At 68.0% G+C, this 24,016-nt stretch carries 33 protein-coding genes; 28 read left to right on the plus strand and 5 right to left on the minus strand.

All coding sequences use genetic code 11. The annotated features are described in order from the left end of the window. The first annotated feature begins 1 nt into the window (after nucleotide 1). The 25 genes from rplP (at nucleotide 2) to truA (ending at nucleotide 14,231) form a co-directional block, all read left to right on the plus strand. Nucleotides 2-421, plus strand: coding sequence for a 50S ribosomal protein L16 (rplP, locus tag ACFHYQ_RS20680; RefSeq protein WP_204014543.1), 420 nt, complete (start codon nucleotides 2-4; stop codon nucleotides 419-421). A 67-nt stretch (nucleotides 422-488) separates the two neighbouring features. After that, on the plus strand, nucleotides 489-725 hold the full coding sequence (rpmC, locus tag ACFHYQ_RS20685; RefSeq protein WP_394302791.1) for a 50S ribosomal protein L29: 237 nt from the start codon (nucleotides 489-491) through the stop codon (nucleotides 723-725). Further along, on the plus strand, nucleotides 718-1,020 hold the full coding sequence (gene rpsQ, locus ACFHYQ_RS20690; protein WP_394302792.1) for a 30S ribosomal protein S17: 303 nt from the start codon (nucleotides 718-720) through the stop codon (nucleotides 1,018-1,020). The genes rpmC and rpsQ overlap by 8 nt, the downstream gene beginning before the upstream one ends. A 187-nt stretch (nucleotides 1,021-1,207) precedes the next feature. Beyond that, nucleotides 1,208-1,576: a 50S ribosomal protein L14 gene (gene rplN, locus ACFHYQ_RS20695; protein WP_036328509.1), complete on the plus strand. Its 369-nt coding sequence runs from the start codon at nucleotides 1,208-1,210 to the stop codon at nucleotides 1,574-1,576. A gap of 14 nt (nucleotides 1,577-1,590) precedes the next feature. After that, entirely contained in the window at nucleotides 1,591-1,887 is a 297-nt protein-coding gene (gene rplX / locus ACFHYQ_RS20700; RefSeq protein ID WP_394303019.1) for a 50S ribosomal protein L24, read from the plus strand. Further along, nucleotides 1,887-2,456, plus strand: a complete 570-nt coding sequence (gene rplE, locus ACFHYQ_RS20705; RefSeq protein ID WP_204014549.1) for a 50S ribosomal protein L5 — start codon at nucleotides 1,887-1,889, stop codon at nucleotides 2,454-2,456. Before rplX ends, rplE begins: the two co-directional genes overlap by 1 nt. 2 nt (nucleotides 2,457-2,458) lie before the next feature. Beyond that, nucleotides 2,459-2,644: a type Z 30S ribosomal protein S14 gene (locus ACFHYQ_RS20710; protein WP_030451489.1), complete on the plus strand. Its 186-nt coding sequence runs from the start codon at nucleotides 2,459-2,461 to the stop codon at nucleotides 2,642-2,644. Nucleotides 2,645-2,788: 144 nt separating this feature from the next. Continuing rightward, nucleotides 2,789-3,187 (plus strand): 30S ribosomal protein S8, encoded by a 399-nt coding sequence (gene rpsH / locus ACFHYQ_RS20715; protein WP_204014552.1) that lies wholly within the window; start codon nucleotides 2,789-2,791, stop codon nucleotides 3,185-3,187. A gap of 19 nt (nucleotides 3,188-3,206) precedes the next feature. After that, nucleotides 3,207-3,749, plus strand: a complete 543-nt coding sequence (rplF, locus tag ACFHYQ_RS20720) for a 50S ribosomal protein L6 (RefSeq protein ID WP_394302793.1) — start codon at nucleotides 3,207-3,209, stop codon at nucleotides 3,747-3,749. Between the two features lie 2 nt (nucleotides 3,750-3,751). Then, nucleotides 3,752-4,135: a 50S ribosomal protein L18 gene (rplR, locus tag ACFHYQ_RS20725; RefSeq protein ID WP_204014556.1), complete on the plus strand. Its 384-nt coding sequence runs from the start codon at nucleotides 3,752-3,754 to the stop codon at nucleotides 4,133-4,135. 43 nt (nucleotides 4,136-4,178) lie between these two features. Beyond that, nucleotides 4,179-4,811: a 30S ribosomal protein S5 gene (gene rpsE, locus ACFHYQ_RS20730; RefSeq protein ID WP_062415242.1), complete on the plus strand. Its 633-nt coding sequence runs from the start codon at nucleotides 4,179-4,181 to the stop codon at nucleotides 4,809-4,811. Nucleotides 4,812-4,814: 3 nt separating this feature from the next. Beyond that, the gene (gene rpmD, locus ACFHYQ_RS20735; protein WP_394302794.1) at nucleotides 4,815-4,997 is read left to right on the plus strand and encodes a 50S ribosomal protein L30; all 183 of its coding nucleotides are present in this window, start codon (nucleotides 4,815-4,817) and stop codon (nucleotides 4,995-4,997) included. Between the two features lie 2 nt (nucleotides 4,998-4,999). Next, on the plus strand, nucleotides 5,000-5,455 hold the full coding sequence (gene rplO, locus ACFHYQ_RS20740) for a 50S ribosomal protein L15 (protein WP_204014560.1): 456 nt from the start codon (nucleotides 5,000-5,002) through the stop codon (nucleotides 5,453-5,455). 197 nt (nucleotides 5,456-5,652) lie between these two features. Then, nucleotides 5,653-6,960, plus strand: coding sequence for a preprotein translocase subunit SecY (secY, locus tag ACFHYQ_RS20745; protein WP_394302795.1), 1,308 nt, complete (start codon nucleotides 5,653-5,655; stop codon nucleotides 6,958-6,960). Beyond that, nucleotides 6,960-7,613, plus strand: a complete 654-nt coding sequence (locus ACFHYQ_RS20750) for an adenylate kinase (RefSeq protein ID WP_394302796.1) — start codon at nucleotides 6,960-6,962, stop codon at nucleotides 7,611-7,613. Before secY ends, ACFHYQ_RS20750 begins: the two co-directional genes overlap by 1 nt. A 164-nt stretch (nucleotides 7,614-7,777) precedes the next feature. Beyond that, the gene (map, locus tag ACFHYQ_RS20755) at nucleotides 7,778-8,593 is read left to right on the plus strand and encodes a type I methionyl aminopeptidase (RefSeq protein ID WP_394302797.1); all 816 of its coding nucleotides are present in this window, start codon (nucleotides 7,778-7,780) and stop codon (nucleotides 8,591-8,593) included. A gap of 74 nt (nucleotides 8,594-8,667) precedes the next feature. Beyond that, entirely contained in the window at nucleotides 8,668-9,108 is a 441-nt protein-coding gene (locus ACFHYQ_RS20760) for a DUF1707 SHOCT-like domain-containing protein (RefSeq protein WP_394302798.1), read from the plus strand. 211 nt (nucleotides 9,109-9,319) lie between these two features. After that, complete coding sequence (gene infA, locus ACFHYQ_RS20765) at nucleotides 9,320-9,541, plus strand: translation initiation factor IF-1 (RefSeq protein WP_030508344.1); 222 nt, start codon at nucleotides 9,320-9,322, stop codon at nucleotides 9,539-9,541. Nucleotides 9,542-9,586: 45 nt separating this feature from the next. Continuing rightward, on the plus strand, nucleotides 9,587-9,700 hold the full coding sequence (rpmJ, locus tag ACFHYQ_RS20770; RefSeq protein WP_003956441.1) for a 50S ribosomal protein L36: 114 nt from the start codon (nucleotides 9,587-9,589) through the stop codon (nucleotides 9,698-9,700). 220 nt (nucleotides 9,701-9,920) lie between these two features. Further along, on the plus strand, nucleotides 9,921-10,301 hold the full coding sequence (gene rpsM, locus ACFHYQ_RS20775; protein WP_394302799.1) for a 30S ribosomal protein S13: 381 nt from the start codon (nucleotides 9,921-9,923) through the stop codon (nucleotides 10,299-10,301). Nucleotides 10,302-10,336: 35 nt separating this feature from the next. Continuing rightward, nucleotides 10,337-10,741, plus strand: a complete 405-nt coding sequence (gene rpsK / locus ACFHYQ_RS20780; protein WP_020542285.1) for a 30S ribosomal protein S11 — start codon at nucleotides 10,337-10,339, stop codon at nucleotides 10,739-10,741. A 19-nt stretch (nucleotides 10,742-10,760) separates the two neighbouring features. Further along, nucleotides 10,761-11,387 (plus strand): 30S ribosomal protein S4, encoded by a 627-nt coding sequence (gene rpsD, locus ACFHYQ_RS20785; RefSeq protein ID WP_394302800.1) that lies wholly within the window; start codon nucleotides 10,761-10,763, stop codon nucleotides 11,385-11,387. Nucleotides 11,388-11,542: 155 nt separating this feature from the next. Next, nucleotides 11,543-12,559 carry a DNA-directed RNA polymerase subunit alpha gene (locus ACFHYQ_RS20790; protein WP_204014583.1) on the plus strand — a complete coding sequence of 339 codons (1,017 nt, stop codon included), beginning with the start codon at nucleotides 11,543-11,545 and terminating at the stop codon, nucleotides 12,557-12,559. Nucleotides 12,560-12,709: 150 nt separating this feature from the next. After that, nucleotides 12,710-13,243, plus strand: coding sequence for a 50S ribosomal protein L17 (rplQ, locus tag ACFHYQ_RS20795; RefSeq protein ID WP_394302801.1), 534 nt, complete (start codon nucleotides 12,710-12,712; stop codon nucleotides 13,241-13,243). Between the two features lie 85 nt (nucleotides 13,244-13,328). Next, nucleotides 13,329-14,231, plus strand: a complete 903-nt coding sequence (gene truA / locus ACFHYQ_RS20800; protein ID WP_394302802.1) for a tRNA pseudouridine(38-40) synthase TruA — start codon at nucleotides 13,329-13,331, stop codon at nucleotides 14,229-14,231. Here the strand turns inward: truA and ACFHYQ_RS20805 are convergent. From ACFHYQ_RS20805 to ACFHYQ_RS20815, 3 genes are all read right to left on the minus strand, one after another. Further along, nucleotides 14,221-15,732: a hypothetical protein gene (locus ACFHYQ_RS20805; protein ID WP_394302803.1), complete on the minus strand. Its 1,512-nt coding sequence runs from the start codon at nucleotides 15,730-15,732 to the stop codon at nucleotides 14,221-14,223. The two genes, truA and ACFHYQ_RS20805, sit on opposite strands and share 11 nt — an antisense overlap. Nucleotides 15,733-16,275: 543 nt before the next feature. After that, on the minus strand, nucleotides 16,276-17,385 hold the full coding sequence (locus ACFHYQ_RS20810; protein ID WP_394302804.1) for a hypothetical protein: 1,110 nt from the start codon (nucleotides 17,383-17,385) through the stop codon (nucleotides 16,276-16,278). Between the two features lie 40 nt (nucleotides 17,386-17,425). After that, nucleotides 17,426-18,160 (minus strand): CAP domain-containing protein, encoded by a 735-nt coding sequence (locus ACFHYQ_RS20815; RefSeq protein ID WP_394302805.1) that lies wholly within the window; start codon nucleotides 18,158-18,160, stop codon nucleotides 17,426-17,428. A 352-nt stretch (nucleotides 18,161-18,512) separates the two neighbouring features. Between ACFHYQ_RS20815 and rplM the strand changes: the two genes are divergently transcribed. From rplM to glmM, 3 genes are read left to right on the plus strand one after another with little or no spacing between them, the layout of a single operon-like run. Next, complete coding sequence (gene rplM, locus ACFHYQ_RS20820; RefSeq protein ID WP_204014596.1) at nucleotides 18,513-18,956, plus strand: 50S ribosomal protein L13; 444 nt, start codon at nucleotides 18,513-18,515, stop codon at nucleotides 18,954-18,956. 30 nt (nucleotides 18,957-18,986) lie between these two features. After that, nucleotides 18,987-19,508 carry a 30S ribosomal protein S9 gene (rpsI, locus tag ACFHYQ_RS20825; RefSeq protein WP_204014599.1) on the plus strand — a complete coding sequence of 174 codons (522 nt, stop codon included), beginning with the start codon at nucleotides 18,987-18,989 and terminating at the stop codon, nucleotides 19,506-19,508. Between the two features lie 32 nt (nucleotides 19,509-19,540). Then, nucleotides 19,541-20,899 carry a phosphoglucosamine mutase gene (gene glmM / locus ACFHYQ_RS20830; RefSeq protein ID WP_394302806.1) on the plus strand — a complete coding sequence of 453 codons (1,359 nt, stop codon included), beginning with the start codon at nucleotides 19,541-19,543 and terminating at the stop codon, nucleotides 20,897-20,899. A 72-nt stretch (nucleotides 20,900-20,971) separates the two neighbouring features. Here glmM and ACFHYQ_RS20835 read toward each other — a convergent pair whose 3' ends face one another. Continuing rightward, entirely contained in the window at nucleotides 20,972-21,802 is an 831-nt protein-coding gene (locus ACFHYQ_RS20835; RefSeq protein ID WP_394302807.1) for a phosphoribosylaminoimidazolesuccinocarboxamide synthase, read from the minus strand. Between the two features lie 21 nt (nucleotides 21,803-21,823). After that, the gene (lysS, locus tag ACFHYQ_RS20840) at nucleotides 21,824-23,521 is read right to left on the minus strand and encodes a lysine--tRNA ligase (RefSeq protein ID WP_394302808.1); all 1,698 of its coding nucleotides are present in this window, start codon (nucleotides 23,519-23,521) and stop codon (nucleotides 21,824-21,826) included. Nucleotides 23,522-24,016 lie beyond the last annotated feature (495 nt).

Here is a 24,016-nt window from a genome sequence, read left to right on the forward strand (position 1 = left end):
CATGCTGATCCCGCGCAGGGTCAAGCACCGCAAGCAGCACCGGCCTGACCGTAGCGGCGCCGCCAAGGGTGGCACCCGGGTCGTGTTCGGCGAGTTCGGCATCCAGGCGCTTGAGCACGCCTACGTGACGAACCGCCAGATCGAGGCCGCGCGTATCGCCATGACTCGGCACATTCGCCGTGGTGGAAAGGTCTGGATCAACATCTTCCCGGACCGTCCGCTCACGAAGAAGCCCGCCGAGACCCGAATGGGTTCCGGTAAGGGCTCGCCGGAGTGGTGGATTGCCAATGTCAAGCCCGGCCGCGTCATGTTCGAGCTGTCCGGCGTCGCCGAGCCCGTGGCCCGTGAGGCCATGCGGCGCGCGATGCACAAGCTCCCGATGAAGTGCCGGTTCGTGAAGCGAGAGGTGGGCGAAGCCTGATGTTTCAAGCACAAGCTCCCCATGCTGTGCTCGCTGGGTTCGTCAAGCGTGAAGTGGGTGAGGCGTGATGGCGAAGGGTCTGACCGCCGCTGAGCTGCGGGTGGAGGACCAGGACGTCCTGGTCCAGAAGCTGAAGGAAGCCAAGGAGGAGCTGTTCAACCTCCGCTTCCAGTCGGCGACCGGCCAGTTGGAGAGCCACGGGCGGCTCCGCGCCGTCCGTCGCGAGATCGCCCGTATCTACACCGTGATGCGTGAGCGCGAGCTCGGCATCGTCACGGTCGAGAAGGAGTCGAGCGATGGCTGAGACAACCGAGGCAACTGAGGCGACCGAGGCCGGTCGCGAGGCCGCGCGGAACTACCGCAAGACCCGTGAGGGCCTGGTGGTCAGCGACAAGATGGACAAGACCGTCGTCGTCGCTGTCGAGGACCGCGTGAAGCACCCGCTGTACGGCAAGGTCATCCGTCGGACGACCAAGTACAAGGCCCACGACGAGCAGAACGCGTGCGGCGTCGGCGACCGCGTCCTCCTGATGGAGACCCGGCCGATGTCCGCCACCAAGCGCTGGCGAGTCATCGAGATCCTCGAGAAGGCCAAGTAACACGAACGCGCCTCGTGGGGGGTGGGTGGACCACCCCCCACGACGGTGTCCAAGGGGTCGGGCGGATCACCCGCACGGCCCGCCCGCGGCGGCGGTCGTACGGCTGTCGCCGGGGGAACAAGACCACATCAGGTTCCGCCAGGCTCATCCGCGAGGGTGAGAACCGGCGCGACACACAGGAGTTGACGTGATCCAGCAGGAGTCGCGGCTCAAGGTCGCCGACAACACGGGTGCGAAGGAAATCCTCTGCATCCGTGTTCTCGGTGGCTCGGGTCGGCGCTACGCGGGAATCGGCGACGTCATCGTTGCTACGGTGAAGGACGCCATTCCCGGCGGAGGCGTGAAGAAAGGCGACGTTGTCAAGGCGGTCGTGGTGCGCACAGTGAAGGAGCGCCGCCGCCCCGACGGCTCCTACATCCGCTTCGACGAGAACGCGGCGGTCATCATCAAGGACAGCGGCGACCCTCGGGGCACCCGCATCTTCGGCCCGGTGGGCCGGGAACTGCGCGACAAGAAGTTCATGCGCATCATCTCGCTCGCCCCGGAGGTGCTGTGATGCCGACGCCGAAGCTGCATGTGAAGAAGGGTGACCTCGTCCAGGTCATCGCCGGCAAGGACAAGGGTGCCAAGGGCCGTGTGATCGCCGCCAACCCGCGCGACCAGCGCGTGGTGGTCGAGGGCGTGAACATGATCAAGAAGCACTCCAAGGTGACCCACCAGGGTCCGCGCGGCGCCAAGGAGGGCGGCGTGCAGACCATGGAGGCCCCCATCCACGTGAGCAACGTCAAGAAGCTCAAGGACGAGGACAAGGCCGAGAAGAAGTCCGCCGGCAAGGACGAGTCCGGCGCGGCGGGTGAGGACAGCTGATGACCGCCACGACTGAAGAACGCGTCGTTCCGCGCCTCAAGCAGCGCTACCGCGAGGAGATCATCGCGAAGCTGCGTGAGGAGTTCGGGATCGAGAACATCATGCAGGTGCCCACGATCACCAAGATCAAGGTGAACATGGGCGTCGGCGAGGCCGCCCGCGACTCGAAGCTCATCGAAGGCGCCGTTCGCGACCTCACCGCGATCACCGGTCAGAAGCCGGCCGTCGCCCGCGCCCGCAAGTCCATCGCGCAGTTCAAGCTGCGCGAGGGCATGCCGATCGGCGCGCACGTGACGTTGCGTGGCGACCGCATGTGGGAGTTCCTCGACCGCCTGCTGTCCCTGGCGCTGCCGCGCATCAGGGACTTCCGCGGCCTGTCGCCGAAGCAGTTCGACGGCAACGGCAACTACACGTTCGGTCTGACCGAGCAGGTCATGTTCCACGAGGTGGACCAGGACAAGGTCGACCGGCAGCGGGGCATGGACATCACGGTCGTGACCACCGCGAAGAACGACGAGCAGGGCCGGGCGCTGCTGAAGCTCCTCGGATTCCCCTTCAAGGAGGCCTGATCATGGCGAAGACGTCGCTGAAGGTCAAGGCAGCGCGCAAGCAGAAGTTCGAGGTCCGGGCGTACACTCGTTGCTCCCGCTGTGGCCGGCCCCGCGCTGTCTACCGTAAGTTCGGGCTGTGCCGCGTGTGTTTCCGTGAGATGGCGCACCGCGGCGAGCTGCCCGGCATCACCAAGTCGAGCTGGTAAGCCCCGCCGGGCTGCCGGCCGTACGTCAGAAGTAGTAACCAACCGGGCGCTGTTCGCAGCGCCCACGACCGCACCGAAGGTCCGCCGCGTTTCGAGGAGACGAAACGAACCGGGCGGAAACCGCGGTGAGGAAGGCCACCGGCCATGACGATGACCGACCCGATCGCAGACATGTTGACGCGTCTGCGCAACGCGAACTCGGCCTATCACGACAGCGTGACCATGCCCTACTCAAAGATCAAGGCCCACATCGCCGAGATCCTGCAGCAGGAGGGCTACATCCAGGCCTGGAGCGTCGAGGACGCCAAGGTCGGCAAGAACCTCGTGGTGGAGCTCAAGTTCGGGCCCACCCGCGAGCGTGCGCTCGCGGGCCTGCGCCGGGTGTCGAAGCCCGGTCTGCGGGTCTATGCAAGGAAGGACAACCTGCCTCGAGTCCTGGGCGGGCTGGGCGTCGCGATCATTTCGACGTCCAGCGGCCTGATGACCGACAGGCAGGCCGGCAAGCGTGGAGTGGGCGGGGAAGTCCTCGCCTACGTCTGGTAACGAGGGGAGGAACCACAGCATGTCGCGAATCGGACGGCTGCCCATCCCCGTACCGTCGGGTGTCGAGGTCACCATCAACGGCCGGGATGTCCAGGTCAAGGGGCCGAAGGGCACGCTCGCTCACACCGTCGTCGAACCGATCGAGATCGCCAGGGCCGAGGACGGCACCATCGCCGTCACCCGCCCGAACGATGAGAACAAGGTTCGTGCGCTTCACGGGCTGTCTCGGACGCTCATCGCCAACATGGTGACGGGTGTGACGCAGGGGTACACGAAGACGCTGGAGATCGTGGGCGTCGGTTACCGTGTCCAGGCCAAGGGCCCGAACCAGCTCGAGTTCTCGCTGGGCTTCAGCCACCCGGTGGTCGTGGACGCTCCTGAGGGCGTCACCTTCCGCGTCGAGAAGCCGACGCTGTTCCACGTGGACGGCATCGACAAGCAGAGGGTCGGCGAGGTCGCCGCGAACATCAGGAAGCTGCGCAAGCCGGACCCGTACAAGGGCAAGGGCGTGCGCTACCAGGGTGAGGTTATCCGCCGCAAGGTCGGAAAGGCTGGTAAGTAGGCATGGCTGGGAAGACTGCGTTCGGCAAGCACACCGCCGCCCGCACGGTCTCGCGGGCCCGCCGGCACCGCCGCGTCCGGAAGAAGGTCGTCGGCACGGTGGAGCGTCCGCGCCTGGTCGTCAACCGGTCCACGCGGCACCTGTTCGTGCAGATCGTCGACGACACCAAGGGCCACACGCTGGTGAGCGCGTCCACCATGGACGCCTCGCTGCGCGGTGCTGAGGGCGACAAGACCGAGAAGGCGAAGAAGGTCGGCGAGCTTCTCGCTCAGCGGGCCAAGACCGCCGGGATCACCGCTGTCGTGTTCGACCGCGGTGGCAACCGCTACGCGGGGCGCCTCGCGGCCCTCGCGGACAGCGCCCGTGAAGGCGGGCTGGAGTTCTGATGACCTCGGCCCGTGACATGAGCAACGAGAAGAGGAACCACTGATGGCTGCAGCTCCGCGTCGCGGTGCGGGCGGCGGTGGCGAGCGGCGGGACCGTCGTGACGATCGCCGCGGCGGCGCCGCCGACAAGGGCGTCTCGTACATCGAGCGCGTCGTAAAGATCAACCGAGTGGCCAAGGTCGTCAAGGGCGGCCGGCGCTTCAGCTTCACCGCGCTGGTCGTCGTCGGCGACGGCAACGGCATGGTCGGAGTCGGGTACGGCAAGGCCAAGGAGGTGCCCGCGGCGATCGCCAAGGGCGTCGAGGAAGCCAAGAAGCACTTCTTCAAGGTGCCCCGCATCCAGGGCACGATCCCGCACACGGTGCAGGGCGAGGAAGCCGCCGGCGTCGTGCTGCTGCGTCCGGCCTCGCCCGGTACCGGAGTCATCGCGGGTGGCCCGGTGCGTGCGGTTCTGGAGGCCGCCGGGATCCACGACGTGCTGTCGAAGTCGCTCGGCTCCCAGAACCCGATCAACATCGTCCACGCCACCGTGCGGGCTCTGAAGGACCTCAGCCGTCCCGAGGAGATCGCCGCCCGCCGTGGGCTGCCGATCGAGGACGTCGCCCCCAAGGCCATGCTCAAGGCGCGTGCCGAGGGTCTCGCCGAGGCCGCGGCGGCGGCGAAGGCGGTGAGCTGACCGATGGCCCGACTGAAGATCACCCAGCTCCGATCGAAGATCGGTGGCAAGCAGAACCAGCGTGACTCGCTGCGCTCGCTGGGTCTGAAGCGGATCGGCGACGTCGTCATCAAGGAGGACCGCCCGGAGATCCGTGGCATGGCCGCCGTGGTGGCGCACCTCGTCCACGTCGAAGAGGTCGATTAGGCATGACTGAGAACGCTCCTCTCAAGATTCACGACCTCCGTCCCGCCCCCGGCGCCAACAAGGCCAAGGTCCGTAAGGGTCGCGGCGAGGCTTCCAAGGGCAAGACGGCCGGTCGCGGCACCAAGGGCACCAAGGCCCGTAAGACCGTCGCCCTCGGCTTCGAGGGTGGCCAGATCCCGCTCCAGCGGCGGCTGCCGAAGCTGAAGGGCTTCTCCAACGCCCTGTTCAAGACGACCTACCAGGTCGTCAACCTGGACAGGCTCGGCGAGCTGTTCCCGGCCGGCGGGACCGTCACCCTGGACGACCTCGTCGCCAAGGGCGCGGTGCGTAAGAACCAGCCCGTCAAGGTGTTGGGAACCGGAGACATCTCCGTGGCGTTGAACGTGCAGGCGCACGCCTTCTCGGCCACCGCCAAGGAGAAGATCGCCGCCGCCGGTGGTTCGGTCTCCGAGCTGTAGACACAGCCGAGGTCCGGCCAAGGATGTGCGGAGGCGCGGAGGTTCGTTATGAGCCTCCGCGCCCGTAGTGCGTTAGAGTTCGCTGGGCAGCGAGTTGACTCGCTGTTCGACCCCGTTTGTTGGCAAGAAGAAATGTCGATGGTCGCCCCCCAGCCCATCGCCGACCATTACCGCGTCTCTGGCGCGCAGGAGGGACCGTGCTAACCGCGATTACCCGGGCATTCCGGACGCCGGACCTGCGCAAGAAACTGCTCTTCACCTTGGGCATCATCGCGCTGTTCCGGCTGGGCTCGGTGCTTCCCACTCCCGGCGTCAACGCCGAGAACGTGCGTCTGTGTCTCGAGCAGGCCCAGGCCGGGGACGCCGCCAACATCTACGGGATGGTGCAACTTTTCAGCGGCGGCGCGCTGCTGAGACTTTCAGTCTTCGCGCTGGGCATCATGCCGTACATCACCGCGAGCATCATTCTGCAGCTGCTCGTGGTGGTGATCCCCCGTCTCGAGGCCCTCAAGAAGGAGGGCCAGGCGGGCACCGCCAAGATCACACAATACACGCGATATCTGACCATCGGGCTGTCGGTGCTCCAGTCGACGGCCTTCGTGGCGCTGGCCCGCAGCGGGCAGCTCTTCCAGGGCTGTCGTGAGCAGATCCTGCTCAGCCAGGAGGTCTTCCCGCTGGTGACCATGGTGATCGTGATGACGGCCGGCACCGCTGTGATCATGTGGCTCGGTGAGCTGATCACCGACCGCGGCATCGGCAACGGCATGTCGATCCTGATCTTCACACAGGTCATCGCGGTCTTCCCGGCCGAGCTGATCAACATCTTCCGGCTCAGCCCGTTCAAGTTCGCCGTGGTGATGATCACCGGTATCGCGATGATCGCGTTCGTGGTGTTCATCGAGCAGGCGCAGCGTCGCGTCCCGGTCCAGTACGCCAAGCGCATGGTGGGCCGGCGGATGTACGGCGGGACCTCGACCTACATCCCCCTGAAGGTGAACCAGGCCGGCATCATCCCGGTCATCTTCGCGTCCTCGCTGCTCTACCTGCCGCAGTTGGCGGTCACCCTGTGGGGTAACACCGAGAAGCCCAACATGGTCGTCGAATGGCTGGCGCGGAACATGGTCCGGGGCGACGAGCCGTTCTACGCGGCCGGCTTCTTCCTGCTGATCATCTTCTTCACGTACTTCTACGTGTCGATTACCTTCAACCCCACTGAAGTGGCCGACAACATGAAGAAGTACGGTGGGTTCATCCCGGGCATCCGTCCGGGTCGGCCGACCGCCGAGTACCTGGGCTTCGTGCTCAACAGGCTCACGGCAGCAGGCGCTCCGTATCTGGGTTTCATCTCGCTGATCCCGATCGTCGCGCTTGGTGCGGTCGGCGCGAGCCAGAACTTCCCGTTCGGAGGGACCAGCATTCTGATCATGGTTGGTGTGGGCCTGGACACGGTCAAGCAGATCGAAAGCCAGCTTCAGCAGCGTAACTACGAGGGCTTCCTGAGATAGTGCGCCTCGTCTTGGTCGGGCCCCCCGGAGCGGGTAAGGGGACGCAGGCCCAGTTCATCGCATCTCACCTGTCGATCCCGAAGATATCGACCGGTGACATCTTCCGCGCCAACGTGTCGGGAGGCACGCCCCTCGGCAAGCTCGCCAAGGAGTACATGGACCGCGGCGACCTCGTCCCCGACGAGGTGACGGTCGCCATGGTCCGCGACCGCCTGTCGGAGGACGACGCGCAGGAGGGCTTCCTCCTCGACGGCTTCCCGCGCAACGTGCCCCAGGCGGAAGTGCTCAAGAAGATGCTGGCCGAGTTCGGCACGGCACTCGACCTGGTCCTGGAGTTGGTCGTCGACGACGATGAGGTCGTCAGGCGACTGGCCGGCCGGCGCACCTGCCGCTCCTGCGGCAAGGTATGGCACGTGCTGTTCGATCCGCCGGCGGAACCGGGTGTCTGCGACGCCTGCGGCGGCGAGTTGTTCCAGCGCGACGACGATCGGGAGGAGACCATCAGGCACCGCCTGGAGGTCTACCAGGAGCAGACGGCTCCGCTGGTCGCCTTCTACGCCGACGAGGGCATCCTCGTGGGGGTGGACGCGACCGGGCCCGTCGAGGAGGTAACCCAGCGGGCGATGGCCGTACTACGACGGTTCGCCGACTAGGGGGCCGCCTGGCCGGGCCTGTCCGTCGCGACCGTGGGCCGCGCGCGTCAGGGCTGGTTTGCCGGTCGCGACCGAGTTGCTTACTCAAGGCGTGAACGCCACTCCAATGTATGGAGTGGCGTTCAGTCTTATATGGGACAATTGACACGAGGGGGTGCGAATACGTGTTCAAGAAGAGCCGGCACGGGATCCAGATCAAGAGCGCCGAACAGCTGGACAAGATGCGTGCCGCGGGACTGGTGGTGGCCAGGACACTGGAGCTGCTCCGGGCGGCCGTGGAGCCCGGGCTCACCCCTCTCGATCTCGATGCCGTCGCGGAGAAGGCCATTCGGGACGAGGGCGCCATCCCGTCGTTCAAGGGGTACCAGGGCTTTCCCGCCACGATCTGCGCCTCAGTGAACGAGGAGGTCGTGCACGGCATCCCGACGGACCGCCGGAAGCTGCGCGAGGGCGACGTCATCTCCATCGACTGCGGCGCGATCCTGGACGGCTGGCACGGCGACTCGGCCATCACGGTTCCGGTCGGCGAGGTCGACCCGAAGCTGACCGAGCTGATGCGGGTCACCGAGGAGGCCATGTGGCGGGGCATCTCGGCCCTGCGGGTCGGCGGCCACCTGTCGGACATCGGCTTTCGGGTCGAGCGCTACATCCGCTCTCAGGGCCGCTACGGGATCCCGCCTGAGTACGGCGGGCACGGGATCGGCACCGAGATGCACATGGACCCGTGGGTGGCCAACCACGGCAAGCCCGGCCGGGGACCGCGCTTCGAGGTGGGCATGTGCTTCGCGGTCGAGCCCATGGTCAACCTCGGCACCGAGCGCACGAAGGTTCTCGCGGACGACTGGACCGTGATCACGCTCGACGGCAGGGCCTCGGCGCACTTCGAGCACAGCGTCGCGGTGACCGAGGACGGCCCGCTGGTGCTGACCGCCCTCGACGGAGGCGCGTCCCGCTTCGGCTCCGGCGCGGACACCCCCTGACATACGGTTCACCTGGAGCTCCGGCGCCTCCAGCGCGGGATAATGGTTTCATCGCTCGATCAGCGGGAGTTGGAATGGCGGCAACGCCGGAGATGCGAGCCTCTGACGGTGACCGGGACCGGGTCGCCGCCGCGCTGCGTGAGCACGTGGCCGAGGGCAGGCTCACCGTCGACGAGTTCAACGATCGGTTGGAGCAGGTCTACCGGAGCCGGACGTACGGCGAGCTCGCCAAGCTCACGGCCGATCTGCCCGAGATCGACCTGCACACGCTGCCCGCCACCGTGGGCAGGACCGTCAGCCCGGCACCGCAGACGACGAGGCGTCGGACGGCTCTGAAGGCGGCCTGGGCCGGGTGGGCGACGGTCAGCGCCATCAACTGGTCGATCTGGCTGATCCTGGTCATCACCGGGGGGCAACTGATCTACCCCTGGCCTCTTTGGGTGATGGGCCCGTGGGGCGCCGCCCTGCTGCTCGGCTCGATCTTCGGCACGGCGGGCCAGGCTCGCCGCCGGTAGCCCGGTCTGGTCCGCCCGGGGCTCGTTCGGCCTGACACCGCGTGTTCGTTTCGCATTCCGGGCCGTGTTGTCGTAGACTCCTTTGTCGGTTCACTATGACCTTTTGCGCCAAGGCGGCCTGGCTGGCCGCCGCTCTCTGGAAGCGCCCGAAAGGTCGCGGCTACTTAGTGTTCCGAAGCCTCTGACGATCAATCAGTGAAACGCGAGGGCCATGGCCAAGAAAGACGGCGCCATCGAGATTGAGGGCACTGTGATCGAGTCACTCCCGAACGCCATGTTCCGGGTGCAGCTCGACAACGGCCACAAGGTCCTTGCCCACATCAGCGGACGGATGCGGATGCACTACATCCGGATCCTCCCCGACGACCGAGTTGTGGTCGAACTGAGTCCCTACGACCTGAGTCGTGGGCGGATCGTCTACCGGTACAAGTAGGTTCCCCCTCCCAGGAGGGCGGACCGCGCGGAACGAATTAGGACTATGAAGGTCAAGCCGAGCGTCAAGAAGATCTGCGACAAGTGCAAGGTGATCCGCCGTCACGGTCGCGTCATGGTGATCTGCGACAACCTGCGCCACAAGCAGCGCCAGGGCTAGTCAAGTCGCAACGGCCCCACTGAGTCCGCTCTGGAGGCGGACTCGAGGCACATGGGGCCGGACAACAGAAATCGCGTCTCACACCCGCGCAGGCGGTTTCCGGAAGCGGAAGCCGTACCACGTGGGAGACCCCCGGTCGGAGGCCGGGGCCCTCGCCCCGGGCATGGGGAGGGGAGGCGAGGCGCAGGACCTCCGCCATACCGAAGGAGAATGCCCGACCATGGCCCGCCTGGTTGGCGTCGACCTCCCCCGCGACAAGCGGCTGGAGATCGCTCTCACCTACATTTACGGAATCGGCCGCACCCGCGCCCAGGAGATCCTGGAGGCGACGGGCATCAGCCCCGATCTGCGTGTTCACCAGCTCACCGATGCCGAGCTGGTCCCGATGCGTGACTTCATCGAGGCGAACTACAAGATCGAGGGTGACCTCCGCCGCGAGGTTCAGGCCGACATCCGCCGCAAGATCGAGATCGGCTGTTACCAGGGCATCCGGCACCGCAAGGGGCTGCCCGTCCACGGCCAGCGGACGCAGACGAACGCCCGCACCCGCAAGGGCAAGAAGAAGACCGTGGCCGGCAAGAAGAAGCCGGGCAAGAAGTAGTCCTAGCAGCCACCATTCCAGGAGATAGCGCTTAAATGCCGCCGAAGAGCCGCCAGGGCGCACCGAAGAAGGTGCGCCGCAAGGAGAAGAAGAACGTCGCTCACGGGCATGCCCACATCAAGAGCACGTTCAACAACACGATCGTTTCGATCACCGACCCCAACGGGAACGTGATCTCCTGGGCCAGCGCCGGTCACGTCGGGTTCAAGGGCTCCCGCAAGTCCACCCCGTTCGCCGCGCAGATGGCTGCCGAGAACGCCGCTCGCCGGGCCATGGAGCACGGCATGCGCAAGGTCGACGTGTTCGTCAAGGGTCCCGGCTCCGGTCGGGAGACCGCGATCCGTTCGCTCCAGGCCACCGGCCTGGAGGTCGGGTCCATCCAGGACGTCACCCCCGTTCCGCACAACGGCTGCCGCCCGCCCAAGCGCCGTCGCGTCTGAGCTCAGGAGATAGAAAGAAATGGCTCGTTACACGGGTCCGGACTGCAAGCTCTGCCGCCGCGAGAAGACGAAGCTCTTCCTCAAGGGCAAGAAGTGCGAGTCCGCCAAGTGCCCCATCGAGATCCGTCCTTACCCGCCGGGTGAGCACGGCCGCGGCCGTCCGAAGGAGTCTGAGTACCAGCTCCAGCTTCGTGAGAAGCAGAAGACCCGCCGCATCTACGGCGTCCTCGAGAAGCAGTTCCACAACTACTACGAGGAAGCCAACCGCAAGGCAGGCAAGACCGGTGAGAACCTCCTCCAGATCCTGGAGAGCCGTCTCGACAACGTGGTCTACCGCGCCGGTTTCGCCGAGTCGCGCGACGCCGCCCGCCAGCAGGTGCGCCACGGCCACTTCCTGGTGAACGGCAGGAAGGTCGACATCCCGTCGTACCGGGTGCGCGAGCACGACATCATCGAGGTGCGCGAGAAGGCTCGCAACCTCATGCCGTACGAGGTCGCGCGGGCGGTCGCCGGTGACAAGACCGTCCCGGCGTGGCTGGGCGTGTCCGCCGAGCAGATGCGCGTCCTCGTGCACCAGCTCCCGGTCCGTCAGCAGATCGACACGCTGGTCCAGGAACAGCTGATCGTCGAGCTCTACTCGAAGTAGTAGGGCTCGTGGCCGGGGCTCGCGGTTAGAGTCCGCGGTCTCAGATACCGCATGGCGCCGTACGGCCCGCCCCGCGCGAGCCGTACGGCATCATGGTTGTAAGCGAGTGGCGTCAAATAGCGGGCGTCACCGTAATCGGGACAGGGAGTTCCCACATGCTGATCGCACAGCGCCCGAGCCTCCAGGAGGAGACGCTCGAGGAGCATCGGTCCAGGTTCGTCATCGAGCCGCTGGAGCCGGGCTTCGGTTACACCATCGGCAACTCGCTGCGGCGCACGCTGCTGTCGTCCATTCCGGGGGCGGCCGTCACGAGCATCCGCATCGAGGGCGTGCTGCACGAGTTCTCGACCGTGCCGGGGGTCAAGGAAGACGTCACCGACATCATCCTGAACCTCAAGTCGCTGGTCGTCTCGTCCGAGCACGACGAGCCCGTGGTGATGTACCTCCGCAAGCAGGGCCCCGGTGAGGTCACCGCCGCTGACATCGCGCCTCCGGCCGGTGTCGAGGTGCACAACCCCGACCTGCACATCGCCACGCTGAACGGCAAGGCGAAGCTGGAGATGGAGTTGACCGTCGAGCGCGGTCGTGGCTACGTCTCCGCGGCGCAGAACAAGCAGCCGGGTCAGGAGATCGGCCGGATTCCGATCGACTCGATCTACTCCCCGGTGCTCAAGGTCACCTACAAGGTCGAGGCCACCCGTGTCGAGCAGCGCACGGACTTCGACCGCCTGATCCTCGACGTCGAGACCAAGCCGTCCATGAAGCCCCGCGACGCGGTGGCCTCGGCCGGTAAGACCCTGGTCGAGCTGTTCGGCCTGGCTCGCGAGCTCAACGTCGAGGCCGAAGGCATCGACATCGGCCCGTCGCCGACCGACGCCGCCCTCGCGGCCGATCTGGCACTGCCGATCGAGGAGTTGAACCTCACGGTCCGCTCCTACAACTGTCTCAAGCGCGAGGGCATCCACACCGTGGGTGAGCTCGTCGCCCGCAGCGAGCAGGACCTCCTCGACATCAGGAACTTCGGCGCCAAGTCGATAGAGGAAGTCAAGCAGAAGCTGCACGAGATGGGCCTCGCTCTCAAGGACTCCCCGCCCGGATTCGACCCCACCGCGGTCGCCGGCGCCGGGTTCGACGACGAGGACGGCGGCTTCATCGAGACCGAGCAGTACTGACCTGCACGGTTCGTCGATCCGCTGATCACAACTGTCCGTCTCAGCTCGATGAACTGATGAGACGGCGATGACAAGTCACGACCGGTCCGCCGGTCGGCCCGACCCCGGTACCTCATACGGCCGGGGCGGGTTATTCACGAGGAGCATGAAATGCCCAAGCCCACCAAGGGCACCCGTCTCGGCGGCAGCCCGGCGCACGAGCGGCTGATCCTGGCGAACCTCGCCACCCAGCTGTTCCAGCACGGCCGGATCCGCACCACCGAGGCCAAGGCCAAGCGTCTCCGCCCGCTCGCGGAGAAGCTGATCACCAAGGCGAAGAAGGGCGACATCCACAACCGGCGCCAGGTGCTGACCGTCGTCCGGGACAAGAGCGTCGTCCACCACCTCTTCACCGAGATCGCGCCGACGTTCGCGGAGCGTCCCGGTGGCTACACCCGGATCACCAAGCTCGGCCCGCGCCGTGGCGACGCCGCGCCGATGGCTGTCATCGAGCTGGTGAGCGAGCCGATGAACGCGGTCCGCGTCGGGCGTACGGCTCCCGCCGAGGTGGCAGAGGTGGCCGAGCAGGGCCAGACGGAGGCGCCGGCTCAGGAGGGCACCGCTCAGGAGGCCCCGGAGGCCGCCGTCGCGGAGTCCGCTGAGACCGCCGTACCCGCCGAGAGCAGCGGAGAGACCAAGGCCTGATTCGCGGCATGGTGCGCGGACCCAGTTTCCCCTTGGGGAACCTGGGTCCGCTTTTCGTTGTACGGCTGCCTGAGGGAGGAGCTTCGTGGATCGAGACGTACGGCTGAGGCTGGACCTGGGCTATGACGGCACCGAGTTCTCCGGATGGGCCAAGCAACCCGGACGGCGCACCGTCCAGGGCGAGTTGGAGGACGCCTTCGGCCGGATCCTGCGACTGGAGGTCGCGCCCGCGCTGACTGTCGCCGGCCGCACCGACGCGGGAGTCCACGCCCGTGGCCAGGTCGCGCACGTGGACGTCCCCATGTCCGCGTTGGCCGCGGTCGGCACACGCCAGTCGGCCGCTCCCCGCGGCATGGACCAGGGCGGGAGCGAGGCATCCACCGGTTCGGCCGCTGGGGCGGCCGTCGGCTTGATCAGGAGGCTGGCCGGTGTGTTGCCGCCAGATGTCCGGGTTCATGCCGTCTCCGTCGCTCCTGAAGGCTTCGACGCCCGGTTCTCCGCGCTTTCCCGCCGGTACGGCTACCGCGTGTGCGACGCGCCCGGGGGCGTCGATCCCCTGCGCCGCCGCGAGGTGCTCTGGCACAGCCGTCCGCTGGACGTCGAACTCATGAACGCGGCGACCGTCCGGTTGCTGGGAGAGCACGACTTCGCCGCCTTCTGCAAGCGCCGCGAGGGCGCCACCACGATCCGTGAGCTGCGGCGGCTCGACCTGGACCGGGGAGCCGACGGGATCATCCTCGTGACTGTTTTGGCCGACGCGTTCTGCCACTCGATGGTCCGGGCTCTGGTGGGCTCCCTGCTGGTGGTCGGAGAGGGCAGGCGGCCGGTCGAGTGGCCGGGAGAGGTGCTGGGCAGAGCCGTACGCGACTCGGGCGTGCATGTCGCGCCCGCGCACGGTCTGACGCTGGAGGAGGTGCGCTATCCGGCCGAGGCCGAGCTGGCCCGGCGCGCCCTGCAGACGCGCCGGGTCCGCACGCTCAGCCGGTGACGCGCTTTTCGATCACCTTGGCGGTGTGATCGCGGAAGGCTCCGCTGATCGGCGCCAGGGTCTTGTCCTTGTCGTCAGGGGTGTGACCATCGGCGTAGGTGGCGTAGCTGAAGACGATGTAGCGCCCCCACACCATGCCGGCCGCGTAGCCGCCGGAGATCGAGACCCGGTCGGCGCGGCTGGCCCGGCTGCCGTCGAGACCGCGGAACCACACGTTGCCGCCGAGGTCCTTGGCCTGGTCGACGGCGAGCGCGGCCTCCTTGGAGGGGAGCACGGCGATGCCCGTCGTGACGGCGTGCTCCCGCTTGCCGTCCACATAGGTGGCGCGAACGACGCGCCGGCACTGGTGCTGCTCGAGGGCTCTGGCGAAGGCACCGGCGGCCACGTGCTCGCACTTCTCGGTGATGCCGACCTTCACTCGCCGGTATGTGCGCCCGGCGAGGGTGATCTTCTGCTCGGGGAACGTCTCGGAAACGGTCAGCGTCCGCGGATCGGTCGTCTCGGAGTCCAGGATCGCGGAGGCGGCGCCGGTCTGCTGGGGGAAGGAGGTCGCGTCGGGATCCGGGGCGGAGGCGTCCGCGGTGGGAGCGACGGTGGCTCCCGCCGTCCCGCCGTTCGCGGAGCCTGCCGACTGGTCGGCGTAGGCGAAGTAGGCCGCCGTGCCGATCGCGCCGATCACTACCACGGAGCAGGCGGTGAGCAGCAGCTTCCGCAGGCCACCGCCCCCGCCGCCGGTCGTGGCGGCGCCCGGGGATCCGTTGCCCGGCACGCCCGGCACGCCCCGTGTGGCCTCCGATGGCGGCGCGGCCGGTCCGAACCCCGGTGGCGGGGACGGCTTGCCGGCCCGGGCCGGTGTCACCGGGGTAAAGGCGAACGGCGTCGAGCCGGGTGTTGGGGAGCCGGACGGGGGCCCCTGCTGGGACACCGCCGGAGACATGGGGCCGGCGGGGGGCGCCGCGGCGGGAATAGGCCCTGGGGGCGTCTGGAGGGATGCCTGGGGCCGCACCTCTCGCGGGGCATCGGACGGCGATCCTCCCCCCGCCGGGAGCGCCCGCGTCTCCGGTGTCTCCCGCGGCGCGGGGACGCCGATCGGGATGCCGTCCGTGCTGTCGGTCGTGTGGGCGGTCACACGGGCGGACTCATGGGCGGACTTATGGGCGGAACCGGTGTCGGCCGCGCCGGCGGCGCTCTGCGAGGGGGCCGCGTCGGTCGGCTGGAGGGCCGGAGCTCCGTCCGGTGGTGGGACCTGCGCCTGTGGCGGCCCGGCCGATGTCGCCTCCGCCCCGCGCTGCGGGTGCCTCTGGTCGTCCCCGTGCGAAGTGGGTGCCGGTGAAGTGGGCGGCGGTGAAGTGGGTGCCGGGGAGGGGGGCGGCGGCCATGGAGCGCCGAACGGACGGGTGACGGCGGCGGCGGGCGCGCCGGGCCAGGCGGCGGGCGACGGATGGTCGGGCTCACCCGGCAGCCGGGGCGGCCACGCGGGAAACTCGGGGGGACCCGGCATGCGGAAGCGCGCGGTGTCGTCGGGCTGTGGGGTTTCAGGAGGTCGTGGGGTTTCGGAGGGCTGAGGAGGCTGCCCGTACGGCCGTTGGTCCCCCTGCGTCGGGGCATCTCCGTAGATCGGCTGATATCCCTGCGCTTCCTGACGCCAGTACGCCTGATGATGCCCCGGGGCCTGGGGATGGCCGTAGGTCCAAGTGGTATCGGCGGTGCCGTGCTCACCTGTGCCGTACTCATTTGGGCCGTATTCATTTGGGCCGTGCTCATTTGGGCTTCCCGCAATACCTGGGGCTCCCGGGGCGTCTGCCGGCGCCTGGCCGAAGCTCGGCGGTGGCATGGGGGGCGCCGCCGAGCCCTCGGCGTCGGACTCGCGGCGAGTCCACGCCGGGTCGTTTTCGTGCTCGGAACCGGAATCCTGGCCACGCATACGCGGAAGCGTATAGGCGCGCGCGAGATCGACGTGCCGCTATGGGCGTTTCCGTATATGCCCCGGCGGCGGCCCGCCCCCCGCTTCCATCGCCCAGAACGACGCGTCGACCGGCCGGTTTCAGGTGCGGCGACCCGTCAGCGAGCGGTGCTCCAGGGCCGGGAAGATGGTCTTGTCGGCGATGTCCGCAGCGGCTTGATACAGCTGCTTCTGCTCGGCCTTGGTGGGCTTGTGGCCATCCTTGAACTGGAACCACAGCAGAACCGCGTAGTGGCCGTACGCCCAGCCGCCGGCGTACGCATCCCCGGCGCCGCCCAGGTGCTTGGTGGCGTCGTCCTTGCCGGGCAGGGGCTTGAGGTAGTCAGTGCGCTGGGCGCCCCCGCCCGCCGAGGTGACCTTCTTGGCGTGGGCCGAGGTTGTGAGGTTGGCCACGCCTACCGTGCCGATGATCGTGCCCTTCGCGTCGGCGAAGCTCGCCCGGATGAGCTGGGCGCACCTGCCCGTCTTGAGCGCTTTCTGGATCTTCTCGCCGGAGACCCCGTCGGTGCAGGTCTTCTCCTTGCGGCGCACGGTCATGACATATGCCCGTCCGCCCCTGCCGAACTTCTTGTCGCCGAAGAGTTCCCCGAGCGTCAGCGGCATCTTGTCGGTGGCCCGCGATCCGGCGAAGCCGTACTTGCCCTTGGGCGCCTCCGGCGCCTGAAGCGTCGGTGTGGGCAGGGCGCGCGGCGCCGGCGGCTTCTCGCTGCGCGCCGCGACCCACAGCCCGAGGAAGAGCGCCCCGATCAGGGCCAGCAGGGCGCAGCCGAGCACGACTGGGCGACGCCACAGGGGAGCCGGGGCGTACGGATCCCATTCCGGGCCCCCGGACCGGGGTGAGGGCGTGCGTTCCGACAGCGGGCGGTCGGCGGCCGCGGCCTGGTCCGGCCGACCTCGGCGCCGGCCGGCGTACGGCGAGCTCTCGCCGGGTTCCTCCTGCCCGGCTTCCGGCGGTCCGCCGCCCGGGCTCTGCCACGGCGTCTCGTAGCGATTGCCATAGGGGTTCTCCCGAGACGCGCCGTAGGGCGAGGCGCCGTCGCCATATGGGGAGGAGGTGTTGCCGTAGGGCGAGGCGTTGCCGTACGGGGAGGTGCCCTGCGCACTCGGCGGAGGCGGTGACGATGGTGCAGGTGCAGGTGCAGGTGGTGCAGGCGGCTGGCGGGGTGTTAGCGGATCGCCGGGGTAACCCATGCCCTGAGATTAGTCGGCTGGCCGGACACGGGAGGAACGGTCAGGAATAACCGAAGTCCTCGGTCCACCAGGGGCCGCCCGGCCCCATGTTCACTCCGACGCCGGTCGCGACCAGGCGGCAGTTGAGGATGGTCGTCCGGTCCTGGCGGTCGGCCATCCAGCCTCGTACGACTTCCTGGGCGGTCTGGTAGCCACGAGCGATGATCTCCGCGCCGCTGTTGGTGTATCCGGCCGCGGCCATGCGGTCCCAGGGCGTGGCGCCGTCCGGGGAAGAATGATCGAAATGGTTGGCGGCCGCCATCTCGGCCGAGTGGGCGCGGGCGGACCTGACCAGACGACGGTCCAGCCGAAGCGGCGCGCATCCGCGCCTGGCGCGCTCGGCGTTGACCAGTCGTACGACCTGCCGCTCGAGCGAGGGGAAGGCGTCCGGGCCGACTCCGCCGTCGGTCGTCCCGCCGGTGTTCTCCCGGCCGAGCGTGCTCCACAGCGGACTCTCGCCATTCGAGCCGTCGATCACGTTGGCGGGTCGGCGCGGCCGCGAGCGGGGAGCCGGAGAAGGCTTGGGCACCTGCCCTGTCCTGGGTACGTCGGTACGCAGCACGTGGTCGAGCGGCGGGCGGTCCCTGGAGGGAGCGGCAGGGGCGCTCTCCACCGGAGTGGGGGAGGGAGCCTGGTTGCGCAGATAGACGTCGTCGATGTCCTCTCCGGGCGAGGTCGCCCGGCCGATGACGACGCCGATCAGCAGGATCGCCGTCGAGCACGCGAGCAGACCCAAAAGAGTCCCGCGCCGGGGCGTCCGTTGGGTATGCCGGTTGTGAGGGGGCTGCCACATACCGCAATCAAATATAGGGATGTCGGGGAGAGGGAGGTAAGTGTCGGCAGATATGGATTTGATGAAAGTTCAAAAACCATCTTTACGGACGGCTGAGCCCGATGCCCGGCCGCTGTTTTGACCGGGGGTCGGGAGGTCGGTAGTCTGCTAGTTCGTTGTGTGTGGATCGGTCTGCTCGATCGCGGACCGGTGCACGGCGCGTCCGGCGTCTTCTCCCGTACATGTGGAGACGGAGGTTGTGCCGTGCCTGCGCAACCTACCGAGTGTTCACATCCCGACAGAAGGCAGCACTGCCGTGCGCACGTTCTCACCGAAGCCCAACGACGTCGAGCGTCAGTGGTACGTCATCGACGCCACCGACGTCGTGCTCGGCCGGCTGGCCAGTCAGGTAGCGACCCTGCTCCGTGGCAAGCACAAGCCGATCTTCGCTCCGCATGTCGACACCGGTGACTTCGTCGTCGTCGTCAACGCCGACAAGGTCGCCCTGTCCGGCAACAAGCTCCAGCAGAAGAAGGCCTACCGCCACTCGGGTTACCCCGGCGGTCTCCGTGCCGTCACCTACGGCGAGCTCATGGAGAAGCGCCCCGACCGGGCCGTGGAGAAGGCGGTCCGCGGCATGCTGCCCAAGAACTCGCTCGGCCGGAAGATGGCGAAGAAGCTCAAGGTCTACGCCGGCCCCGAGCACCCGCACCAGGCCCAGCAGCCGGTGCCGTACCAGATCACCCAGATCGCCCAGTAATCGCCGAGCCAGGAAAGTTAGAGGAGAGCCGTGGCCGAGCCCACCGGTATCGAGACGCTCGTCGAGGGCGAGCCGGAAGAAATCTCCTCGGAGGAGTTCCCCTCCGAGTACACCACTGAGTCCGCTCCCGCCGACGACGCCGCCGTTCGTCAGCCCATCACCACCGGCAACTCGTACGGCACCGGCCGCCGCAAGCAGGCCATCGCCCGAGTCCGGATCGTGCCGGGCACCGGCAAGTGGACCATCAACGGGCGTTCGCTCGACGCCTACTTCCCGAACAAGGTCCACCAGCAGATCGTCAACGAGCCGTTCGTCGTGCTCGGCGCCGAGGACGCGTTCGACGTCATCGCGCGCATCGACGGCGGCGGCGTGACCGGCCAGGCCGGCGCGCTGCGCATGGGACTGGCCCGCGCGCTCGCCCTGCTGGACGTCGAGGTCAACCGCCCGCCGCTGAAGAAGGCCGGCTTCCTCACCCGTGACGCCCGCGCCACGGAGCGGAAGAAGTACGGTCTCAAGAAGGCCCGCAAGGCTCCGCAGTACAGCAAGCGCTAGCAGCAGTGTCTCTGGAGCCAGCAGGCGCCTCCTTGAGGGGACGCCTCTTCGGCACCGACGGGGTACGTGGGGTCGCGGGTCGCGACCTCACAGCCGAGTTGGCCATGGATCTGTCCGTGGCCGCGGCGCATGTCCTCGGCGATGCCGGGGCTTTCCACGTCAGCGTCGGGCGGCGCGGCCGCCCGATCGCCGTCGTAGGCCGGGACCCGCGAGCCTCGGGGGAATTCCTCGAGGCCGCCGTGGTCGCCGGCCTCGCGTCGTCAGGCGTGGACGTGCTCCGGCTCGGCGTGCTGCCCACCCCGGCGGTCGCGTACCTCACCTCAGCGTTGGGGGCTGACCTCGGGGTCATGCTTTCCGCTTCGCACAACCCCGCGCCTGACAACGGGATCAAGTTCTTCACGCGCGGCGGGTACAAGCTGCCCGACGCGGTTGAGAACGAGATCGAACGTCGGCTCGGGGAGAAATGGGACCGCCCGATCGGTGCGTCCGTCGGCCGTGTCCGGGACGCGTACGGCGAGGCCGACCGATATGTCTCGCACCTGCTGACCACGCTGCCGCACCGTCTCGACGGTTTGCGCGTCGTCGTCGACTGCGCGCACGGGGCGGCGCACATGGTCGCCCCGGAGGCGCTGCTGCGCGCCGGCGCCGAGGTGGAGACCATCGGGGCGGCTCCGGACGGTCTGAACATCAACGACGGGGCGGGCTCCACCCACCTGGACACTCTGAAGGAGGTCGTCGTCAAGCGCGGCGCCGACCTCGGGGTCGCCTACGACGGAGACGCGGACCGGTGCCTGGCGGTGACCGGCTCCGGCGAGGAGATCGACGGCGACCAGATCATGGCGATCCTGGCCCTGGCCATGCATGCCGACGGCCGCCTGGTCGGCGACACCGTCGTCGCGACCGTGATGTCCAATCTGGGCTTCAAGATCGCATTGCGGAACGCGGGCCTGACCATGGTGGAGACCGCGGTCGGCGACCGGTACGTCCTGGAGGCCATGCAGGAGGGCGGCTACAACCTGGGCGGTGAGCAGTCGGGCCATGTGATCATGCGTGATCACGCCACCACCGGTGACGGCCTGCTCACCTCGCTCCAGCTGATCGCCGAGGTGGCGAGGTCGGGGCGTTCCCTGGCCGAACTGGCCACTGCGATGACCAAGATGCCGCAGGTGCTGGTCAACGTCCGTGACGTGACCAAGTCGAAGGCGTCGGCGCCCGAGCTCCGTGCCGCGGTCGAGAAGGCCGAGGCCGAGCTGGGAGACACCGGCAGGGTGCTGCTGCGGCCGAGCGGGACCGAGCCCATCATCCGCGTCATGGTCGAGGCCGAGTCGCACGAGCGGGCCGCCGCCGTGGCGAACCATCTCGCCCAGGTCGTCCGTACGGTCTGCGGCTGACCGCCCCCACGCACTGAAGCGAACCAGGGCCGTCCGGATCCCGGGCGGCCCTTCGTCTTCATGCCAGGGCTTCTACCAGGATTGTCCGGTGATGCGTTCGTAGGCCTCGATGTAGCGGGCTCGGGTCGCGTCGACGACCTCCTGGGGGACCTCCGGAGCCGGAGAGGTCCTGTCCCAACCCGTGCCGGTCGCCCAGTCTCGGACGTACTGCTTGTCGAACGCGAACTGGGGGCCGCCCGGCTTCCAGTCGTCCAGCGGCCAGAACCGTGAGGAGTCGGGGGTGAGGACCTCGTCCCCGAGCACGAGCCTGCCGTCGGCGTCGCGGCCGAACTCCAGCTTGGTGTCCGCGATGATGACGCCGCGCCCGCGGGCGATCTCCGCGCCGCGCCGGTAGATCTCCAGCGTGATCCGGCGGAGCTCCTCGGCGACGTCCGAGCCCTCCTGGTCCATCACGTCGTCGAACGTGATGAACTCGTCATGCGCCCCGAGCTGGGCCTTCGTAGTGGGAGTGAAGATCGGTTCGGGAAGCCGCGATCCCTCCACGAGCCCGGCCGGCAGCGGCACGCCGGAAACCGAACCGTCGCGCTCGTACTCCTTCAGCCCCAGGCCCGCCAGGTAGCCGCGGGCGATGCACTCGACCGGGATCATGTCGAGCCTGCGGCACCGTACGGCACGGCCCGCGAACTCCGCAGGCACGTCCGACGCGGAGATTGTGTGGTTCGGCACGATGTCCGCCAACTGTTCGAACCACCACAGCGAGAGCCGCGTGAGGACCTTGCCCTTGTCCGGGATGGGCGTAGGCAAGATCACGTCATATACGGACACCCGGTCGGAGGCGACGAGGATGATGTCTCCACGGTCCTCGTAAACGTCCCGGACCTTCCCCGAATGGATCAGCTTCACTGTTGTGCTTCCTGTGGATCGTCAGATGGTGAGGAGCTTGTGTACGCGGTCGGCGCCGACGGCGAGCAGCAGGGTCGGCAGCCGGGGGCCGGTGTCGCGGCCTACCAGGAGCTTGTAGAGCAGGGCGAAGAACTCGCGCTGCGCCGTCTTCAGCTCGGGGGTGGGCTTGGCGTCGGGGGTGAGCCCCGCCTGGATCTTCGGCACGCCGTACACGAGTGTGGTCAGACCGTCGAGCGACCAGTGCTCGTCGAGGCCGTCCAGCAGGATCCGCAGCGACTCGCGCTCGGTCTCGCTGAGTGAGGTGAGCAGATCGGCGTCGGGGGTCTCGCGGACCTGGGTGCGCTGCTCGGCCGGGACCTGCGTGGTGATCCACCGTTCGGCGCGATCGAGCCGGGGCCGGACCTCGTCCAGGGAGGTCACCGGGCTGTCGGGGTCCAGGTCGCGCAGGATGCGCAGGGTCTGCTCGTCGTGGCCGGTCGTGATGTCCACGATCGAGGCCAGGGTCCGGTACGGCAACGGCCGCGGGGTGGCCGGGAGGAGGCCGGCGGCGGTGCCGACCGAGCGTTGGTGGGCGGCGATGTCGGCCGGCTGTGCCGTACCGTCCGCGACCTTCCGGACGAGCGAGTCCCACTCGTCGTACATCCGCTGGACCTCCTGGTCGAACGCGACCTTGAAGGACTGGTTCGGCCGGCGGCGCGCGTACAGCCAGCGAAGCAGCGGCGGCTCCATGATCTCCAGGGCGTCCGCCGGAGTGGGCACGCCGCCCTTGGAACTGCTCATCTTGGCCATGCCCGAGATGCCGACGAAGGCGTACATCGGCCCGATGGGCTGGTCGGCCTTGAAGACGTCCCTGACGATCTGCCCGCCGACGACGAAGGACGACCCGGGAGAGGTGTGGTCGACTCCGGAAGGCTCGAAGACGACGCCCTCGTAGGCCCAGCGCATCGGCCAGTCGACCTTCCACACCAGCTTGCCGTGGTTGTGCTCCGACAGCAGCACGGTCTCGGCGTGCCCGCACGCGCAGGTGTAGTCCAGCGCGGTGGTGTCGTCGTCGTAGGAGGTGACCGTGGTCAGGTCGCGGTCGCAGACCGAGCAGTACGGCTTGTAGGGGAAGTAGCCGGTCGCCGCCGAGCCGTCGTCCTCGCCGGCCGCGCCCGACCCCTCCAACGCGGCGGCCTCGTCCGCGTCGGTGACCGGCTTGGCGGCCTTGGGCTTGGTCCGATACTGCGCCAGAATCGCGTCGATCCTGCCGCGTTCGCGCATCGCGAGGAGGATCTGCTCCCGGTAGGCGCCGGAGGTGTACATCTGGGTCTGGCTGATGCCCCGGAACTCGACGCCCAGTTCGGTCAGCGCGGCGGCCATCGCCGCCTTGAAGTGCTCCGCCCAGTTCGGGTACGTGCTCCCGGGCGGAGCCGGCACCGAGGTCAGCGGCTTGCCGATGTGCTCGTTCCACGCCTCGTCGATCCCGACGGGGACCTTGCGGAAGCGGTCGAAGTCGTCCCAGGAGATGATGTGCACGCAGTCGTGGCCCCGGCGCCGGATCTCGTCGGCCACCAGGTGTGGGGTCATGACCTCGCGCAGGTTGCCCAGGTGGATCGGCCCGGATGGGCTGAGCCCGGAGGCGCAGACGATTGTTTTGCCCGGCGCACGCCGCTCCGCTTCGGCGATGACCTCATCCGCGAAACGAGAGACCCAGTCGGCCTCGATGCTACGAGCCACTGTCGGCGTGTCCTTCCTAGAAACCTGGCGTATCCGCTCTGACGCCCCAGAATCAATCCATAGCGTAGTCGCCTTTCCCGCCGCGGGTTTCCAGCGATGCCGGTGGGTCCCTCGTCACAGCCCTCACTCCCCACGCTCCGCCGGCTGGATCCATCGGAAGCGCCGAGCGTGAAGCACGGCGGGGCGTGCATCGCGGCAGGCGGTTTGCAGACCGCTTGACCATGGGGCGGCAGGCACGGTCACGCTCTCGTAACGAGTCCCGGTTCGAGCCCTCGATTCGTTGATTTATGGCCATATCTGGGTGATGCTGCGCAGCAATGATCAGGGGACGTACGCACAACGTTGCTGCGCCTGTCATCGGTGTTCACGCGGGCCGAACAGGGACGGCCAGCGCTGATCGAACGGGAGGGCGTCAGGGCTACTGGTACGCAGGTCTTTCTTAGGTAGGTCTTTCTGAGGGACGGGCGAACATCGCCCGGGGCGGCCGGATCACAA

It is taken from the genome of Sphaerimonospora cavernae, assembly GCF_042435035.1.
Taxonomy (GTDB): Bacteria; Actinomycetota; Actinomycetes; order Streptosporangiales; family Streptosporangiaceae; genus Sphaerimonospora; species Sphaerimonospora cavernae.

What these genes read in the sequence shown, in the direction of transcription:
- rplE (WP_204014549.1), top strand. Translation starts at nt 1,887, where the DNA reads ATGACCGCCACGACTGAAGAACGCGTCGTTCCGCGCCTCAAGCAGCGC.
- rpsM (WP_394302799.1), top strand. Translation starts at nt 9,921, where the DNA reads ATGGCCCGCCTGGTTGGCGTCGACCTCCCCCGCGACAAGCGGCTGGAG.
- ACFHYQ_RS20810 (WP_394302804.1), bottom strand. Translation starts at nt 17,385, where the DNA reads ATGGGTTACCCCGGCGATCCGCTAACACCCCGCCAGCCGCCTGCACCA.
- rpsK (WP_020542285.1), top strand. Translation starts at nt 10,337, where the DNA reads ATGCCGCCGAAGAGCCGCCAGGGCGCACCGAAGAAGGTGCGCCGCAAG.
- ACFHYQ_RS20805 (WP_394302803.1), bottom strand. Translation starts at nt 15,732, where the DNA reads ATGCCGGGTCCCCCCGAGTTTCCCGCGTGGCCGCCCCGGCTGCCGGGT.
- rpsE (WP_062415242.1), top strand. Translation starts at nt 4,179, where the DNA reads ATGGCTGCAGCTCCGCGTCGCGGTGCGGGCGGCGGTGGCGAGCGGCGG.
- rplR (WP_204014556.1), top strand. Translation starts at nt 3,752, where the DNA reads ATGGCTGGGAAGACTGCGTTCGGCAAGCACACCGCCGCCCGCACGGTC.
- rpsQ (WP_394302792.1), top strand. Translation starts at nt 718, where the DNA reads ATGGCTGAGACAACCGAGGCAACTGAGGCGACCGAGGCCGGTCGCGAG.
- rpmJ (WP_003956441.1), top strand. Translation starts at nt 9,587, where the DNA reads ATGAAGGTCAAGCCGAGCGTCAAGAAGATCTGCGACAAGTGCAAGGTG.
- rpmC (WP_394302791.1), top strand. Translation starts at nt 489, where the DNA reads ATGGCGAAGGGTCTGACCGCCGCTGAGCTGCGGGTGGAGGACCAGGAC.
- rpsD (WP_394302800.1), top strand. Translation starts at nt 10,761, where the DNA reads ATGGCTCGTTACACGGGTCCGGACTGCAAGCTCTGCCGCCGCGAGAAG.
- rplP (WP_204014543.1), top strand. Translation starts at nt 2, where the DNA reads ATGCTGATCCCGCGCAGGGTCAAGCACCGCAAGCAGCACCGGCCTGAC.
- ACFHYQ_RS20710 (WP_030451489.1), top strand. Translation starts at nt 2,459, where the DNA reads ATGGCGAAGACGTCGCTGAAGGTCAAGGCAGCGCGCAAGCAGAAGTTC.
- ACFHYQ_RS20760 (WP_394302798.1), top strand. Translation starts at nt 8,668, where the DNA reads ATGGCGGCAACGCCGGAGATGCGAGCCTCTGACGGTGACCGGGACCGG.
- rplO (WP_204014560.1), top strand. Translation starts at nt 5,000, where the DNA reads ATGACTGAGAACGCTCCTCTCAAGATTCACGACCTCCGTCCCGCCCCC.
- rpmD (WP_394302794.1), top strand. Translation starts at nt 4,815, where the DNA reads ATGGCCCGACTGAAGATCACCCAGCTCCGATCGAAGATCGGTGGCAAG.
- ACFHYQ_RS20790 (WP_204014583.1), top strand. Translation starts at nt 11,543, where the DNA reads ATGCTGATCGCACAGCGCCCGAGCCTCCAGGAGGAGACGCTCGAGGAG.
- rpsH (WP_204014552.1), top strand. Translation starts at nt 2,789, where the DNA reads ATGACGATGACCGACCCGATCGCAGACATGTTGACGCGTCTGCGCAAC.
- rplQ (WP_394302801.1), top strand. Translation starts at nt 12,710, where the DNA reads ATGCCCAAGCCCACCAAGGGCACCCGTCTCGGCGGCAGCCCGGCGCAC.
- infA (WP_030508344.1), top strand. Translation starts at nt 9,320, where the DNA reads ATGGCCAAGAAAGACGGCGCCATCGAGATTGAGGGCACTGTGATCGAG.
- rplF (WP_394302793.1), top strand. Translation starts at nt 3,207, where the DNA reads ATGTCGCGAATCGGACGGCTGCCCATCCCCGTACCGTCGGGTGTCGAG.